The 15965-nt window shown below is 58.8% G+C and carries 12 protein-coding genes; 4 read left to right on the forward strand and 8 right to left on the reverse strand.

Annotation, left to right across the window (positions count from 1 at the left end; genetic code table 11):
* Nucleotides 1-164: 164 nt before the first annotated feature.
* Together RBB76_RS10475 and tcmP are read right to left on the reverse strand one after the other, a co-directional pair.
* Entirely contained in the window at nucleotides 165-893 is a 729-nt protein-coding gene (locus RBB76_RS10475) for a DUF5131 family protein (protein ID WP_429632190.1), read from the reverse strand.
* Nucleotides 890-2026, reverse strand: coding sequence for a three-Cys-motif partner protein TcmP (tcmP, locus tag RBB76_RS10480; RefSeq protein ID WP_429632192.1), 1137 nt, complete (start codon nucleotides 2024-2026; stop codon nucleotides 890-892). Before tcmP ends, RBB76_RS10475 begins: the two co-directional genes overlap by 4 nt.
* Before the next feature lie 279 nt (nucleotides 2027-2305).
* On the opposite strand from tcmP, the gene RBB76_RS10485 reads away from it, so the two are divergent.
* Entirely contained in the window at nucleotides 2306-3001 is a 696-nt protein-coding gene (locus RBB76_RS10485; protein WP_429632194.1) for a CADD family putative folate metabolism protein, read from the forward strand.
* On the opposite strand, the gene RBB76_RS10490 is transcribed toward RBB76_RS10485, so the two are convergent.
* Nucleotides 2994-4436: a pyridoxal phosphate-dependent decarboxylase family protein gene (locus tag RBB76_RS10490; RefSeq protein ID WP_429632195.1), complete on the reverse strand. Its 1443-nt coding sequence runs from the start codon at nucleotides 4434-4436 to the stop codon at nucleotides 2994-2996. The two genes, RBB76_RS10485 and RBB76_RS10490, sit on opposite strands and share 8 nt — an antisense overlap.
* A gap of 94 nt (nucleotides 4437-4530) precedes the next feature.
* Nucleotides 4531-6360: an AI-2E family transporter gene (locus RBB76_RS10495; RefSeq protein WP_429632197.1), complete on the reverse strand. Its 1830-nt coding sequence runs from the start codon at nucleotides 6358-6360 to the stop codon at nucleotides 4531-4533.
* 135 nt (nucleotides 6361-6495) lie between these two features.
* Here RBB76_RS10495 and RBB76_RS10500 point away from each other — a divergent pair, with 135 nt between their 5' ends.
* Entirely contained in the window at nucleotides 6496-7869 is a 1374-nt protein-coding gene (locus RBB76_RS10500) for a DUF2252 domain-containing protein (protein ID WP_429632199.1), read from the forward strand.
* A 62-nt stretch (nucleotides 7870-7931) separates the two neighbouring features.
* Nucleotides 7932-9431: a hypothetical protein gene (locus RBB76_RS10505; protein WP_429632201.1), complete on the forward strand. Its 1500-nt coding sequence runs from the start codon at nucleotides 7932-7934 to the stop codon at nucleotides 9429-9431.
* Nucleotides 9432-9446: 15 nt separating this feature from the next.
* On the opposite strand, the gene RBB76_RS10510 is transcribed toward RBB76_RS10505, so the two are convergent.
* Nucleotides 9447-10481, reverse strand: coding sequence for an alcohol dehydrogenase (locus RBB76_RS10510; RefSeq protein ID WP_429632202.1), 1035 nt, complete (start codon nucleotides 10479-10481; stop codon nucleotides 9447-9449).
* Between the two features lie 175 nt (nucleotides 10482-10656).
* A complete protein-coding gene (locus tag RBB76_RS10515) occupies nucleotides 10657-11994 on the reverse strand; it encodes a TCR/Tet family MFS transporter (protein ID WP_429632204.1) in 1338 nt (445 codons plus the stop codon).
* Nucleotides 11995-12198: 204 nt separating this feature from the next.
* On the opposite strand from RBB76_RS10515, the gene RBB76_RS10520 reads away from it, so the two are divergent.
* Complete coding sequence (locus RBB76_RS10520; protein ID WP_429632206.1) at nucleotides 12199-13008, forward strand: hypothetical protein; 810 nt, start codon at nucleotides 12199-12201, stop codon at nucleotides 13006-13008.
* Nucleotides 13009-13023: 15 nt separating this feature from the next.
* On the opposite strand, the gene RBB76_RS10525 is transcribed toward RBB76_RS10520, so the two are convergent.
* Nucleotides 13024-13899, reverse strand: coding sequence for an aldo/keto reductase (locus RBB76_RS10525; protein WP_429632208.1), 876 nt, complete (start codon nucleotides 13897-13899; stop codon nucleotides 13024-13026).
* A 386-nt stretch (nucleotides 13900-14285) separates the two neighbouring features.
* On the reverse strand, nucleotides 14286-15944 hold the full coding sequence (locus RBB76_RS10530) for a multicopper oxidase family protein (protein ID WP_429632210.1): 1659 nt from the start codon (nucleotides 15942-15944) through the stop codon (nucleotides 14286-14288).
* Nucleotides 15945-15965 lie beyond the last annotated feature (21 nt).

A 15965-nucleotide genomic window follows, 5' to 3' on the forward strand; every position in this document is an offset into this window, starting at 1 on the left:
GGCTTTGCGGGTAGATATCTTGAGATGACCGGCGGAGAGTTCTACGAGAACGGACAACGGCAATATCGCTTCGTTGCGGCTTCGCCTTCACTCCTGCCTTTCGGTAGAGAGCAAATGCGGCGCGATGAATGTGGCACCAACTGCTCAAGAAAATGGGCCCGCAACTACTGAAGTATCGGCAGTTCGTCGTAGGTGCGATTGTTGAGCATTCGACCCGCGGCTTTTTTCTGTACCCCTCCCCACTGTTTGAAAAAGAAACGCACCTTCTGCTCACGGCATTGCGCTAAGAGCTTCTGTACCCACATTTCTTCCATAGGGCGAGCGCCTCTGCCGCTCTCACCGCCCGCGATGAGCCAGTCAATGTCGGCGAGATCAAGCTCACCCAGGTCTTCCAACAGCGGTTCGACGGACAGAAACTTGATGGATGCAGGTGTGGCCCGCAAATCTGCAATTCGGGGAACGCCATGTTTTTGATTCTCGACACTGACGCCCCACCAAATATGACTGGCTTCGGTAGCGAACCGAAGTTTCGAGTTCAAAAGAGTCCGCAGACGGTCCGACCTCTTGGTCAGTACCTGATATTGATGCCAGTGACCATCCATCATTACCTGTGCAACTTGGACGATATATTCATCAGGAACGCCGGGATGGAAGAGATCACTCATTGAGTTCACGAATATCTTGCGAGATTTCTTCCAACGCAGCGGCTCAAACAACTTATCAGGAACGGTACGGAGATCAAAGCCGCGCTCGTATGGGTGGTTACGAACCCCGCGGAAACGCTCCGCGAAGGTTTCCGCATAGCAGTGTTTACAACCCGGACTTATTTTTGTGCAACCGCGAACTGGATTCCAAGTAGCGTCAGTCCATTCGATAGCAGACGTTTGGCTCATGTGGTCCTTTCCGGAAACGTAATCATAGTGTTGCCACTCATTGACTGTCTGCCGTTCGGTGAAGGTCGGGAAGTCGCTGGTGGATCAACTTCGATTTCTTGTTTTTGTTCAAGCAATAGTAGTGAACGTCTGAAGTAGGGTTGCGTAAATAGCGTCTCTGCGCCCATTTCTTCGTAAATGTTATCGAGAGAGATTGTCCGCGATTGGAATCTCTTCATGAGGTTTTCACCTAAGACTTCGTGTGGGTCGCGATCAAACAACGTTGGCTCGGCGGGTTGTTGTGTAAACGTCATACTCGGTCCGTCCTCGGTGATCCGCGAACTTTCCCGCGCCATGATAGTTTTCATTGCCTCGAACCCTTTACGATTTCGAGTTACAAAGATTAAGTGGTGCGTTGATCTATGTCCGTCCTCAACCTTGAAGGAGAAGTTCATCACGTGTTTAGCTCCGGCCTCGACTAAAGCAGAAGTTAGATGCTTAAGAACGAGAAATTCACGATCAAGGGGAGACGTTGTCTGAGTCAACTCCAGCTTTAGCGAAGCTAGAGTCTTAGAGCCAAAAAGTCGTTCGACGTTTGATCCAAATGCGGGGTTATTGAGTGCCGCAATGACTCGTCGATAGTTGAAAAAGAAGATGCACTCGGACCACCCCTCTAGTACAGAGCGTAAGAGCGGCATCGTCAGAGCTTTGTAACCGAAAGGGTCGAGGAAGAACAGCTTAGGTGTTGCTGGATCGAGATGAAGGCCTTCAACAAATTCGATGGAAGCTTCTTCGTTAAGAACAAGGGGACGATGGGATAGTTTGTCTAGTCCTCCCAACCTAGCAAATTCCTCACGAAGGCAATCAGCTTTTTCAATATCTCTATCGTTGAAATAAGTCCGAAGTGCGGGGGCCAATTTAGCATCGTGTATCGCCGCTCTTATAACTAGCAGCGGTGTTGAAGCTGTGCCATCGCCATACGAACCGGGACCACTAAATAGATCCAAGTAGTCCACCTTAGGAGGTTTGCCTCTTCTTCTTTGATAGTCGCTTAAAATTCTAGTGAAGGTTATGACGTAATCGGAAACGATGCGTGCCTTCACACGGGACTGTTCGAGGGGTTCATCGAAAAACTCTTCAACGCTTGTTGTCATAGGCGAATACTCGGCGAAAATAGCCTGCACAAAGGATAGTGCGATTGCTACAGCGCGTCACGACAAAAATGGTAGGCGACTCGAACTGGTCAGCACGTAGCAGCAATGTGTGAGCGGCAGTTCGTTTCGCGAATATTGCACCTTAGGCGGGCGGTCTTGGCGACGCGTTTCAGTCGTGTGTGATCCGGTGAGCGTCCTTTCACGCGAAAGAGAGGTACACTCGATAGATCATCGCGAACGGGTTGCGCGTCGCGGGAAATCTTCTGGTGGAGTAAGTCTATGTCGATCAATGCTGGGTTTTGGAGCCGTTTCGAGGAGCGCGTTGCGCCGTTCAACCTGTTGCAGCACCCGTTTTATCAGGCATGGTCGAAGGGTGAGCTTACGCGCGAGGATCTGCGGGAGTATGCGGCGGAGTACTGGCATCATGTGTCGGCGTTTCCGACTTATCTGAGCGCGCTGCACTCGCGGCTGCCGGATGGGGAGATGCGGCGTGAGGTTTTGCGCAATCTTGCAGAGGAAGAGGGCGTGGATGCGGCGACGGCTCGTGCGCACAGCGATCTTTGGATGGACTTTGCTGCGGGGATGGGTGCTTCGCGCAGTGAGGTGGAACGGCGTGCGGTGCAACCTGAGATGACGGCACTGATGGCGACGTTTCGTGAGCTGATGCAGGAGGAGAAGGCTTCGGCTGCGATGGCGGCGTTGTATGCGTATGAGTCGAAGGTGCCGGCGATTGCGACGACCAAGGCTGAAGGGCTGGCGGAGCACTATGGGACCGAGGGTGCGGCGGCGCGTTACTTTACTTTGCACCAGACCGCCGATGTTGCGCATGCGAGTGTATGGCGAGAACTGATCGATAAGCAGCTTGCGGGTGCGCCTGAAGATGAAGAGGCTGTGCTGGCGGCTGGTGTGCGCGCGGCGAAGGCGCTTTGGGTTGCTCTGGATGGCGTGGAGCGGCAGCGGACTTCGGTTAACTAGTTCGCTCGTTTGCGGACACTTTCTCGAGAACTTTTGAGACGCAGCGGCAGACCCGATTCACATCTGTGGAGGAGGTCTGCCAGTTGCAGACGCTGACGCGCATGGCTCGGCGGCCTTGCCAGGTGGTGCCGGTGAAGAAGGCTTCGCCGGTGGCGAGGATCTCGGCGATGACGCGATTGGTGAAGGCGTCGTGATCCTGCTCGGTGGCTTCGGCGCTGGGGTAGTGGAAGCGGAGCAGGCCCTGGTTGATTTGAGGCGTCCCGAGGATCTCGGCGTTGGGGAGAGCGCCGATGCGGGTGACGATTGCGTTGGCGTGGGCGCAGGTTCGGTCGATGAGATCAGCTATACCGGAGATTCCTAGTTGCCTTATGGCGGCGTAGGTTGCGAAGCCTCGGGCGCGGCGAGAAAATTCTGGGTTCCAGTCCATCTGGTCGCGGGCGTTGCTGGCGTCGTGGGTTAGATAGGTGGCGTAGTAGGCGAAGGAGGCGCGGTGGGCTGCTCGGTCGGCCACGAAGGCGTAGCCGGAGTCGTAGGGGACGTTGAGCCATTTGTGACCGTCGACGACCCATGAGTCGGCGGCTTCGACGCCCGCGAGGAGATGGCGGAAGCGCGGGCTTGCGGCGGCCCAGAGGCCGAAGGCTCCGTCGACGTGAACCCAGGCGTTGTGTTTTTTCGCGAGCGGGATGAGGGTGGAGAAGTCGTCGAAGGCGCCTAGGTTGAGGTCGCCGGCTTGAAGGATGACGATGGTGGGAGTTGTGGGTTCGGCTTCGAGGGCTTGCTTGAGTGATTCTTCGGAGAGGCGGCCATTGGCGTCGGCGGGGAGTGTGGTGATGTTTTTTTCGCCGAGGCCGAGGAGGCGAACGGCGCGGTTGACGGTGCCGTGTTTTTCGGTGCTGGTGAGGATGCGGATGGTGGGAGAGCCGGAGAGGCCGTTCTGCTCGACGTCCCAGTTGTTGCGCGCGAGGAGAGCGTGACGGGCTGCTGCGAGGCAGGTGGTGTGTGCCATCTGGGCTCCGGTGACGAAGGCGAAGCTGGCGGTGAGGGGGAGACGAAGGAGTTCCTTTAGCCATCGGCCTGCGGTTTCTTCGACGACGGCTGCTGCGGGGGAGCAGGCGAAGAGGCCGGCGTTTTGATCCCAGGCTGAGGTGAGCCAGTCGGCAGCGAGAGCGGCGGGAAGTGAGCCGCCGATGACCCAGCCGTAGAAGCGGCCTCCGGCGGAATCGATGATGCCGCCTTCGACGCCTGAGACGAGGTCGTTGAGGACTGTCTTGGGTGCGATGCAGGCTTCGTTGAGAGGGAGGTCGAGCTTTTGACGCAGGGTGGTGAGGGAAGCGGGAGCGTTCACGGGGCGGTGGTCGTCGGAGGAGAGATGATCGAGCGCATGGGCCAACGCGAGCGTCAGGACAGAACTAAAGGTCGAGCTGTTGTCTTCCATGGCGAGAATTTTAGCTGGGCAAGGGATGGTGGCGCTGTTTTCATGCCTAAAAGTATGCTTGGTTTCGAACTTTCTTTGGGTAGCGGGGTGGCGTTTAGAAGCGCATGAACTGACCGGATTGTTGGAGATGCCAGTGCGTGACCTGCTGGAGGGCCTGGGCGAGGGAGGTCACGATGGTGTTGGGTTTGCCGCTGCCGAAGCGCTCGATGAGTTGTTCGGGGGTCTGGTCGGGATCGTTGGGGGAGTTCCAGAGGCCGACGATGATGCGGTTGTTGGGCAGGTGGGAACGGACGCGCTGGCAGATGGCGCGGGCCTGGGAGAAGGCGAAGGGAGGGAGGGCCGAGATGAAGACGACAGTGGTGGGCTCGGCGGCGAGGGAGTCGAGGATCTCGCCTGCGACGGAGGCGGCGGAGAGGAGGAGGGTGGGGTGAGAGGCGCGCTCCATGAGCTGGCCGAGCATGAGGGTGGTGAGCTCGTCGGCCTGATCGCTGACGGAGATGCAGACGACGGCGAAGTCGTTTTCGATCTGGCGTGAGATGCGTTTTGGGGCTGCGGGAGAGATGTCGGCTGGCTGCTTCTGATGGTAGTCGGTGAGTTCGGCGACGATTTCGCCGATGGTGAGGAAGAAGAAGTCGGATCGCTTGTCGTCGAGATTGCCCTGGTGGCGATCCTGTTCGACGAGGGCGAGAGCGGGGATGAGGACGGAGTCGTATAGCTCGACGAGGGGCTTGCCTTCGAGGAATCGATTGGCGACGGCGCGGGCTTCGTGCTGGTCCATGGCGAGGAGGCGCTCGTAGAAGAGGGCTTCGGCGGAGAGTTCAGCGTCGGTGCCGAGCAGGGTGTGGAGGAAGGATAGTTGCGGGACGTGACGGCCTATAACGACGATGCAGACGGTGAGTGGGGTGGAGAGGATGAGGCCAGGCCATCCCCAGAGGAGCGCCCAGAAGATGGCCATGGCGAGGAGGGCGAGGGAGGAGATGCCGGTGCGGGTGCTGTAGAGCCAGGGTTCGACGAAGTTGGTGGCGGTGAGTTCGAGCGCGAGGAAGAGGCAGAGGATGAGGATGGGTGGCCACCAGGTGGTGGAGATGGCGACTGAGACGATGAGGGGAAGGGCGAGGCTGGTGGCGGTGCCGACGTAGGGGACGATGCGGAGGATTCCGGCGAGGGCTCCCCAGAGGGTGGCGTCGGGTACGCCGATGAGATAGAGGCCTCCGCCGAAGAGGATGCCGTAGGCTGCGTTGACCGCTAACTGGAAGAGGAGATATTGGCTGATGCGGGTTGCGGCCTCTTGCAGGGCCTGGGTCATGAGGTTGATGCGTCCCATGCCTGCGAGCAGGAGGATGCGGTGACGAAGCTCCTCGCGCTTCATGAGGAGGTAGATGGAGAAGACGATGACCACGCCGACGGTTCCGATGGGACGGAGGAAGCGCATGAGGAGGTCGGCGTTGGCTTGAAGCTGGGAGCGGTCGGGGTCGATGACGCGGACGGGCTGAACTTGTGTGGGGGGTTGCTGGAGACCGGAGGGTGGTGCGGTTGTGGTGATGTCGCCGCTGATGCCCTCGACTGCGTTGAAAGCTTTCTCGAGGGATTGTTCGGCGGGAGAGTGGACGGTGGCCATCTTGCGCTGGATGTTGAGGCGATAGGCGGGAAGGTCGTTGGCTACGTTGAGAAGCTGGCGGGAGACAACATAACCGACGCTGAAGATGCCGATGAAAGTCACGATGCAGGTCAGTGCAACGGCGAGAACCCGAGGGACTCGACGGCGTTCGAGACGGCTGACGGCGGGAGCTAACAGGAATGACAGGGTCAGTGCGAAGGTGAGAGGAATGAGGAGATCGCGTGCGAAGTAGAGGATAAGGACGGTGACTGCGAGCACAAGCGTGGGCTGAGTCCGGGAGATTTCGGCGGTGCTGACGCGGGACATTGGAATGACGGACCTCGAAGCTGCCAGATGGCCTGAGCTTATGCGGGCAAGAATACATCATGGTGCTGACGGTTGGCGGTATTTGCTATGAGAGTGGACTAGACTCTTGGTTGCAGATTTTGTGGAGGAGTGACGATGGAGAGTATGCGAACGGTGAGTGCGAAGGAGAGTTTTGTTTTTGGACAGCAACGGCGGAAACAGATGCGGCGTATGCATCATCGGACGTGGACCGCGAAGCAGCGGAAGGAAAGTCCGCTGAAGCTGCTGGAGGTGTCGACGCGCGGACGCGTTCCTGCGCTGGTGGCATTGAAGAACCAGTTGATGGCGGCGTCGCCGTTTGGATATTTTCGCGGGGCAGTGCCGGTGATGGCGTACGACCTGTCGCTGGTGCCGAACACGGGGATCTGCAATCAGCTTTGCGGCGATGCGCATGTAAGGAACCTGGGAGCATTCGCGGCGCCGGATGGACGGCTGGTCTTCGATATTAATGATTTTGACGAGACGATTGTGGCGCCGTTCGAGTGGGACGTGAAACGGATGGCGACGAGTCTGGTGCTGGCGGGACGTGGGGCGGGAGCGAAGAGCCTGCACTGCAGGGAAGCTGCGAGAGTGTTTCTGGAGCAGTATCGGATGAAGATGCATATGTTCGCGAAGATGCCGGTTCTGGAGGTGGCGCGGTACCAGGTGCATCGGCTGGGACAGGTGTCGCCGGTGGCGGGGATTTTGCAGATGGCGGAGCGAGCTACGCCCAGGCATACGCTACTGACGCTGACCGAAGTGGAGAAGCAAAAGTCTGTTGTGAAGAAGGGCGTGAAGAAGAGCAAAGTTGCGAAGCCGGTGGAGCGGCCGCAGCGAGTGTTCCGGACGATTCCGCCGAACTTGAAGCGGTTGACAGGAGGTGTGGCAGAGCAGGTGGTGGATGCGCTGACGCTGTATGCCCATAGCCTGCAGCCGGAGAGAAGACACTTTCTGGCGCAGTACACGCCGATGGATGTGGCCTTCAAGGTTGTGGGGACGGGGTCGGTGGGGCTGCGGGATTACGTGATTTATATGGAGGGCAGGGGTGGGAAGGATCCTCTTTTTCTGCAGGTGAAGGAGGAGGTCGCGTCGGGGTATGCGCCGTACGTGGCCGGTGAGTTGAAGGGGAGGAAAGCAAGGCAGCATCACGGACAGAGAGTGGTGAATGGGGAGCGCGCGATGCAGTTGCAGTCGGATCCGTTTCTGGGATGGACGACGATGGAAGGCAGGGATTATCTGGTGAGGCAGTTGAACGATCACAAGGCTTCGATTCAATTGGAGAATTTGAAGTCGGCTGGATTGCTGGAGTATGCGGGAGTTTGCGGCGAGATGCTGGCGCGAGGTCATGCTCGGGCGGGAGATAGTGCGATGGTAGCCGGATATCTGGGGACGTCGCCTCGGTTTGATGAAGCAGTTGCGGCGTTTGCGGAAGCTTATGCAGACCAGACTGAGCTGGATTGGAAACAGCTGGTGAAGTCGTTGAAGAAGTGATGCGAGTGAGGTGCCGACGTGAAAATTTCGTCTACATTTCAGATACGTTGTGAGAGGTAAGTATGCTTCGTCTCCGCCTCGTGCCGGTGAGCCTTTTGTTGGTCGCATCCCTGTCGTCGGCGCAGGAGATGCACGACCACGGCATCCCCGAAAGATTGGGAGAGGTATCGTTTCCGATCTCGTGCGCGCCTTCGGTGCAGGAAGAGTTCAACCGCGGCGTAGCTCTGCTGCACTCCTTCGCCTACGCTTCTGCGGAACAAACATTTCGCGGTATAGCCAGAATAGATCCGCAATGTGGCATGGCGCTTTGGGGCGTGGCCATGACCTATTTTCATCAGGTTTGGTCCCCGAACCTACCGCTTTCAGTGTTTCCTGCGGGACAAGAGGAGATGCTCGAGGCGACGCGTCTGAGCGCAAAGTCTGACCGGGAGCGGGGGTTCATCCATGCGCTTGGCGCGCTCTATCAAGAATCCGACAGTCTCACCCCGAGCATGCGTACCGTTGCCTACGAACAGGCGATGACGGAGGTCGCTCGGAAGAATGACAAGGATGTTGAGTCACAGGTGTTTTATGCGCTGGCTCTTCTGGCCAATGCATCTCCGACCGATAAAACGCACGCCAAGCAAAAGCAGGCAATCGATCTTCTGGAGCCGCTGAACCGCGAGTACCCAAACCATCCAGGAATCGCTCACTATCTTATCCACGCCTGTGACAGTCAGGAGCTTGCAGAGCGTGGTCTGCCTGCGGCGAGAGCCTACGCGCAGATTGCTCCGTCGGCACCCCATGCGTTGCATATGCCATCGCACATCTTTACCAGGCTGGGTTTGTGGAACGACTCCATCGCGTCCAATCTGGCCTCAAGGCAGGCCGCGCACCAGCATGGCGATATGCTGGATGAGCTGCACGCGATGGACTATCTGGTCTATGCCTATCTGCAGACGGGAAGTGACAAAGAGGTCAGGCAGCTCGTTCAGGACATGAAGGCGATGCCGAATCTGGATATGAGTAGGTTCGGAATAGCCTATGCTGCTACTGCTATTCCTATCCGCTACGCGGTTGAGCGAGGCCGATGGAAGGACGCCGCAAGTACTGGCGTCCCAACAGGCGCACCGCCTTCGGTTGTCGCGATCGCGGTGTGGTCTAAGGGAATGGGACTAGCACGGACCGGGCATGTGAAGGACGCACGCGAGGATGTGGATCGACTGCGGCAGATCGAGGCGCAGCTTCGCGCTTCGGGTGATACCTATTGGTCCACCCAGACCGGAGTTTTGGCGAGCGAAGTCATGGCGTGGTCCGCACAAGCTGGTGGCGATCCGCATCAAGCGTTGGTGTTGCTGCGCGCCGCAGCCGACCAGGAGGACGCCGTCGAAAAGCAGCCGGTGACTCCGGGACCGATTCTGCCTGCCCGTGAACAGCTTGGAGATTTGCTTCTGCAGCAGGAACAACGCGAGCTTGCGTTAAAGGAGTTTCAGACAGCACTCGCGGGGGCTCCGGGGCGACGTGGGGCGTTGCTGGGTATCGCCCAGGCTTCGCGACATGACGATCGAGCGGAGCTGTACTGATGTTTCCTGCGTTGGTTAACTCATAGTGAGAACGACGCGGAACTGTGCATGGCCACTCATCATTCGTGCGTAAGCTTCGGCTGCTTTTTCCAATGGATAGGTTTCGATCATGGGACGGACGCCGGTCAGTTCGGAGAAGCGCAGGGTGTCTTCGGAGTCGGACGGAACTCCTGAGGCCCATCCCTGAATGGATTTCTGACCGCTGATGAGTTGTACTGGCGAGACCTCAATGGGATCAAATGACACACCGATCACGACGAGCTTGCCGTTTGGCCCGAGACCGTCGATCAACTCGCTTATTGACTTCGAGTCTGGTGCTGTTGCGATAATCACCTTTGCTCCGCCGAGCTTTTGCAACTCCCCGGCTGCCTTCGTCGCTTTGCTGTCGATGTAAAAAGTTGCGCCAAGCTTCTTTGCAAGCGGCTCGTTTTCCGGACCGCGCCCGATGGCTGCGACCTTATAGCCAGACTTGTTTGCGAATTGGATTCCGAGGTGACCCAGACCGCCGATTCCCTGCACCGCGACGAGGTCGCCGGGGAGAGCACCGCTATGCCGCAGCGCGTTGTAGGTGGTGATTCCGGCGCAAAGGAGGGGCGCTGCTTCAACGTCGCTCAGGCTGTCGGGTATTGCGACCAGCGCCTCCTCGGGGGCTACCATGTACTGCTGGTATCCGCCGTCATAGCTGATGCCTGGAATCTTCATATTTTTGCAGTTGCCAAAATCCCCGCGCCGGCATTCGGAGCACGTATGATCGTGACCGCCGTGCCAGCCGACGCCGACACGCTGGCCCTTCTTCCACGCGGAGACGCCGTCACCCAGTTCATCGACGACGCCTGCCACTTCGTGTCCTGGAACGCGGGGATACTCAATGCCAGGCCAAGAACCTTCTACGGTGAGGGCGTCACTGTGGCAGACGCCACAGGCCTGCACTTTGATGCGGACGTGTCCTGCGCCGGGTTTCGGGATCTCACGCTCGACGATCTCGAAATCAGTTTTGGGCTTGGGAATTTGCGCTACCTTCATGGTTCCTACTGCGACTGACGTTGCCATAGATCCTCCTGGTTGAACTTGCAGCCGTGGTTGAAAAGCACTTACCGGCTCGACTGGAGACGGAAGGCCAGCGTCGCCGTACCCAGGCGGTGAGGGTTCTCAATTCTTACGAATACGGCTGTTCGATGCGGCGCTTGTGGAAAGTGATGCGTGGAGATTTGGATTCGGCCGGCAATCAGGGTTGCAGCACGGCCTTAGGGATGCGGGTGACGTACTGCGTGAGGATGAGGCCGATGAGGAGCATGGACGCGGCGACGTAGAAAGGTGCGCCAGGGGTGCGGACGATGGCGCCGATGCCGATGGATTTGCTGAAGATGTAGGTGAAGAAGCCGGGGCCGAGAAGTCCGGCGATGCCGCGCAGGCCGTTGATGGCTCCCTGAAGCTGGCCTTGTTCGGAGGGGCTGGTTTTGCGGGAGAGAAGACTTTGAGCGGAGGGCCAGGTGAAAGACATGAGATTAAGGAAGGGGATGGCGATCCATACGAGGAGGCCGGTTTTGGAAGAGCCGATCATGGAGTAGCCGAGAGCTCCGCCGATGAGGCCTATGGTCATGGCGCCGCGCTCGCCTAATTTGGCTACGACGGGTTTGATGAGGAATGCGCCGTAGATGACGGTGAAGATCCCTACCACGGCAAGCGAGAGGCCGACGGTGCGGTTGGTCCAGTGGTAGCGATAGTCGTCGTAGATGACGTAGACGTTCATGAGGACCTGCTGGGCGATGTAGCCGAGCAGAAGGACGGCGGCGATACCGATCATGCCGCCGTGGCGGAGGAGGGTGAGCGAGCCGACAGGGTTGGCACGTGCCCAGGAGAAGGGGCTGCGGTTTTGTTTGGAGAGGGATTCGGGCAGGACGAAGAGGCCGTAGAGACCGTTGATGAGAGAGAGGGCTGCGGCGGCCCAGAAGGGCAGGCGAGGGTTGATGTTGCCGAGCAGGCCGCCGATGGCGGGACCGAGAACGAAGCCAAGTCCGAAGGCGGCGTTCAACATGCCGAAGGCTGCGGCGCGGCGCTCGCGTGGTGTGACGTCAGCCATGTAAGCCATCGCGGTGGGGATGCTGGAGGAGGTGAGGCCGGAGATGATGCGGCCGAGGAAGAGCCAGTTGAGAGCGGGAGCCCAGGCCATGAGGACGTAGTCGAGGCCGAGGCCGAAGTTGGAGAGCAGGACAACGGGGCGACGGCCGAAGCGGTCGGAGAGAGAGCCGGCGATGGGGGAGAAGAAGAACTGCATGGCGGCGAAGACAGTGCCGAAGAGGCCGAGCATACGGGCGGCTGAGGAGGTGTCGCCGTGGAGAAAGCCTTCGATGAGGCGGGGCAGGACCGGGGCGATCATGCCGAGGGCGAGCATGTCGAGTGCGACGGTGAAGAAGATGAACGTGGCTGCGGCGCGACGGCCTGAGGGTGGGGCGGGTGGGAGAGTGGCGTTGGCGGTGAGGTCGGAGGAGACGAGCTCGGGCTCGGTCATCAGAGGATCGGGTGTTGTGTTTTGAGGCGGCGGATTTTGAGGCGACTCAGCCATGCGATTGATGGCAGTCTACGTGAGTTCTATTGCGATTTATTGGATATTTCGGCGCTATCTGCTGTGGGTGAGTCTTGTGTAGTGGCGATCGCGTCTGTAATGGAGGTTGTTTGACTTGACCAGAATTGTGTTGTCGGCGTGCTTTACTGATGCGGGGTGTCCCTATTGAGTTTTGTGTCGTACAGGTTAAGGGATGACAGGTTATTGCGTTTTGTTGCTGGAGTGATGGTGTCGCTCTGTCTGCTGGGCGCTGGGAGTCTGGGCGCCCAGAGCTCGAATGCGGCGAAACAGGTTGTGGAGTCGATGCTGACCCATGAGAGTGATCCGGCGCAGCATCGCAATCTCTATATGTATCTTTCGGAAGAGCGGTCGGAGCGGACAGGCGGGCATCTGTGGCGAGAGCGCGTGGTGGAGACCTCGGTGGGTAAGGTGAGGCTGTTGCTGGCTGAAGATGGCAAGCCACTGGGCGCAGATCGCGCGACGCTAGAGAGAGCAAAGCTGGCGCAGATTGAGTTGCACCCTGAGGAGTTTCAGCGGCGGGCGCAGGCGACGAAAAGCGACGAAGACCATGCAGAACAGATGCTGACACTGCTGGGAAAGGCATTCCTGTTTAACGACCCTCGGGTTGATGGGAGCGACCTGGAGATTGGGTTTCGACCTGATCCTGCGTACAAGACGCAGTCATTGGAGGAGCGTGTGTTGCATGCAATGTCGGGAACGATTCTGGTGGATCAGAGGACGTTGCAGTTACACAGGATTGAAGGAAAGACTCCTTCGGATGTGAGTCTGGGGTATGGGTTGCTCGGGACGGTGCACGCCGGTAGCGGTTTCAATACTACGCATGAGATGGAACCAGGTGGAGATTGGAAGGACGCGACGGTGAATACCGCGATTGAAGGAAAGGCGATGTTGTTTAAAGAGATTGGCCGGAACGAGCATATGATCCACAGCGAGTTTCAGCGACTGGCGCCGGACATCAGCGTGGCGCAGGCCGTGGAGATGCTCGAGCGGTAGTGAGCTTGCCTGGTGTCAGGCGGCGGCTACGCGTTGGATGAGATTGTCCTGTTCTCTTTTGGATTCGGCGCCGATGGTGAAGGCGTCGAGGACTCCGGTGCCCAAGGCGTAGCGGATGGCTTCTGCTGGTTTGTCGCGGAGGTCGCCTTGGCCGAGGATCTTCATGCCGATGATTCCCTTCCCTTGTGCGCGCATCTGCTTGATCACGCTGATGACGGTGGCGGGGTCTGCGTCCATATGGGAGCCGATGGGATTGAGCCGGACGAGATCGACTTCGACCCACGGGGAGGCTGCTGCGGCTTTGAGGGCTGGAAGGCTGTGGCAGGAGACGCCGTGGGCGCGGATGACTCCTTTTTGCTTGGCTTCGGAGAGGACGTCCATGACTCCGCGGTAGCGTGTGGTCCAGTCGCCTTCGGTGACGCAGTGGATGAGAACGATGTCGATGTATTCGACGCCCAGCTCTTTGCGGAAGCGGTCGAGGTCGGCGCGGACACCGGCGGCGTCGCGAGTGTCGGTTTTAGTGAGGACGACTACCTTGTCGCGGGGGATATGTTTGAGGGCTTCGGCGACGTAGGGATGGCTGCCGTAGGAGTCGGCGGAGTCGAAGAAGCGGAGGCCGTTGTCGTTGTAGCCGTCGAGGAGGAGTCTGGTGAGTGGAGAGGTGCCGAGACGGGTTTGATTGGAGGAGCCGCCGAAGCCGATGGTGCCAGTTCCCATGGCGAGACGGGTGGTGCGGATGCCGGTTTTGCCGAGGATCACCTCGTCCTGTGCGTGAAATTTCTGGGGGAGAGGGTCCGGTTCGAGAAGTGCGGCGCGAGCGATGGCGGACCGGGCGAGAAGAGTGGCTCCCAGGGTGCGGGTCGAGCGGCGAAGGAAGTCTCTCCTTAGCATAGCGCGATCTCCTTGGGTTTTAGACTACGCTGGATTGCTTTGGGGAGCAGTTAAGGTATACCCGCCACGAAGTGGCCGCACCACGCGTAGTGGGCCCGTCCGGCAGGACATTCACTGCGGTACCCCTCCCCCCCCACGCGAGAGGGTATTTTGCAGGGAAGTCCTCTCTTATCAGTGACCTACAGTGCACCCTGCCCGGCAAAATATTGAAACAAAAGGAGTTGTCCGCAAAATACTTGTTATGTGCAAGATAGCTGGAGCACCGAGCGTATTCGGGTCCCAAGCTTCCTCTTCATTCATTTTACGGGACGAGGTGAAACTAATGTGCCACACGATTTCCCGCGACTGGAGCGGGTTTGGTGTGAATGGGGGCTTGACAGCGTTTCTCAGGCGATGACTTCGAAGGGGCGCATCATGTCGTTGGCTTCGTGCTCGAGGATGTGGCAGTGATAGAGGTATTTGCCGGGGTAGCCGTCGAAGCGGACGATGATGCGGGTGATCGTGGCGGGGGGACAGTGGACGGTGTCCTTCCAGCCTTGTTCATTGAGGTCGGGAGGGGTAGCCGCCGCGAGATAGCGTGTTCCCTGATTATTTTGATATTTGAAGACGTCGAAGACACGGCGATCGAGAATCTGGAAGCGAACGAGATGCAGGTGCATGGGGTGGGTGTCTTCGGTGAGGTTGATGAACTCCCAGATCTCGGTGGAGTTGAGCTTTGGGGTTTCGGTGACGGGCTCGTGCCAATGCTTGTTGTTGAGCAGCATGAGCATGGAGTTGCCGATTTTGTCGAAGTATTCGTGGAGGGTAACCGTGCGTGTGACTGTGGCGGCAGATTCGGGGATTCGGTCTACGGTGCGTAGTGTGGAGGGGATGGAATCCGAGGTAGAGATTCCATTTGCGAGCCGCGAAGTTTTGGAGGGTTGCGAGGCTTGGCCGGGTTTGGCGGCGACACGGAATTCCAGGATCTGGACGGCGCCGTTGATGAGGTGAATCTTCTGACCGGCTGCCTGAGAGAAGTCGATCAAGAGATCGGCGCGTTCGGCTGGGGCGATGAGAAGATTGGTCATCTTGACGGGCGCAGGGAGCAGCCCCTGATCGCTGCCGATTTGATGGAATGGCTGGCGATTGGTGAGGGTCAGGTTGAAGAAGCTGCTGTTGGCGCTGTTGAGGAGGCGGAAGCGGTAGAGGCGAGGCTCGACTTCGAAGAAGGGGCGCATCTTGCCATTGAGGAGGATGCAGCTTCCGCCGAACTCGGATACCCAGGGGTGTTCGGGGTCGCCGGAGTCGGGATAGTAGAGCTGGCCGTCGGTGGTGAACTGGCGGTCGTAGATCAAAAGCGGGACTTCGTATTTGCCGGAGGGAAGGTTGAGCGCGTCCTCGGCGTCGTCGCGTAGGAGCACCACGCCGAAGAGGCCAGCGTAGGAGTTGAGACGATTGAGACCCATGGCGTGATCGTGATACCAGAGCGCGGTGGCTTCCTGTTGGAGGGGATAGGTGGCGATGTGGGACTTTCCGGGGACGAACCAGTCTTCCGGGAAGCCATCGTCTTTGGACGGGGTGCGGCCTCCGTGGAGATGGACGCAGGTGCGGACGTCGGGGACGTCATGACCGCAGCCGTGAAGAGAGTGATCGATGGGAAGGAAGTGCTGGGTGGGGAGCTGGTTGACCCATTCGACTTGAAGCGGCTGGTGAGCGCGGACATCGATGAGGGGGGCGAGGGGGGTGTCTCCGTAGCTCCACATGCGGGTAGAGGGAATATCGCGATGGGCCTTAGCGTGAATCTCGCGCATGGTGATGCGGAAGTTGTGCGGATGGAGGGAGGAGACTGGCTTGGCGCGCTCGAAGAGAGGGAGCTCGTCGACGAAGGGAGTGAGGGAGTAGCCGTTGATTGCGGGCTTGTCGGATGGCGGGGTAGATGCCATGCCGGGCATGGACATGCCTGAATCGCGATTCTGCAGGAGACGGCTGGCGAGAGCGAGAGGTGGGGTGGTGAGGGCTCCGAGCGCGGAGAGCTGCTGGAGTATGGTGCGGCGGGTGGGGGACAAACTTATCTCCAAATGAGTGGA

The sequence above is a fragment of the Tunturiibacter psychrotolerans genome (assembly GCF_051013365.1).
Taxonomy (GTDB): domain Bacteria; phylum Acidobacteriota; class Terriglobia; order Terriglobales; family Acidobacteriaceae; genus Edaphobacter; species Edaphobacter psychrotolerans_A.

Coding starts and splice junctions, on each gene's coding strand:
- RBB76_RS10505 (WP_429632201.1), top strand. CDS start 7,932: ATGCTTCGTCTCCGCCTCGTGCCGGTGAGCCTTTTGTTGGTCGCATCC.
- RBB76_RS10495 (WP_429632197.1), bottom strand. CDS start 6,360: ATGTCCCGCGTCAGCACCGCCGAAATCTCCCGGACTCAGCCCACGCTT.
- RBB76_RS10515 (WP_429632204.1), bottom strand. CDS start 11,994: ATGGCTGAGTCGCCTCAAAATCCGCCGCCTCAAAACACAACACCCGAT.
- tcmP (WP_429632192.1), bottom strand. CDS start 2,026: ATGACAACAAGCGTTGAAGAGTTTTTCGATGAACCCCTCGAACAGTCC.
- RBB76_RS10510 (WP_429632202.1), bottom strand. CDS start 10,481: ATGGCAACGTCAGTCGCAGTAGGAACCATGAAGGTAGCGCAAATTCCC.
- RBB76_RS10485 (WP_429632194.1), top strand. CDS start 2,306: ATGTCGATCAATGCTGGGTTTTGGAGCCGTTTCGAGGAGCGCGTTGCG.
- RBB76_RS10500 (WP_429632199.1), top strand. CDS start 6,496: ATGGAGAGTATGCGAACGGTGAGTGCGAAGGAGAGTTTTGTTTTTGGA.
- RBB76_RS10475 (WP_429632190.1), bottom strand. CDS start 893: ATGAGCCAAACGTCTGCTATCGAATGGACTGACGCTACTTGGAATCCA.
- RBB76_RS10490 (WP_429632195.1), bottom strand. CDS start 4,436: ATGGAAGACAACAGCTCGACCTTTAGTTCTGTCCTGACGCTCGCGTTG.
- RBB76_RS10525 (WP_429632208.1), bottom strand. CDS start 13,899: ATGCTAAGGAGAGACTTCCTTCGCCGCTCGACCCGCACCCTGGGAGCC.